Here is a 258-nt window from a genome sequence, read left to right on the forward strand (position 1 = left end):
TCGTCCTCGCCGACGCCGACCGCACCGTCCTCACCGGACGGCTCTCCCCCCGTACCCAGCCGTGGCTCGGGCCGGAACGGACCGACGGCCGCGTCGACGTGCCCGGCGCGGTGTTCGCCGAGCTCGCGATCCGCGCCGGCGACCAGGTCGGTGCCCCCCACATCGCCGAGCTCGACCTCCTCGCGCCGCTGGCCGTCGGTCGCGACGGCGCCGTCCTGCAGGTCGGCGTCGGCGCCCCCGGTGACCGCGGCCGCCGGG

1 protein-coding gene is annotated in these 258 nt (G+C 79.1%); it reads left to right on the forward strand.

Going from position 1 to position 258, the window contains the following annotated elements; all coding sequences use genetic code 11:
- A partial coding sequence (locus GTW08_RS04750) for a polyketide synthase dehydratase domain-containing protein (protein ID WP_161151466.1) occupies positions 1 to 258 on the forward strand: 258 nt, incomplete at both ends.

Source organism: Pseudonocardia sp. SID8383 (assembly GCF_009864975.1).
In the GTDB taxonomy this organism is placed as follows: domain Bacteria; phylum Actinomycetota; class Actinomycetes; order Mycobacteriales; family Pseudonocardiaceae; genus Pseudonocardia; species Pseudonocardia alni.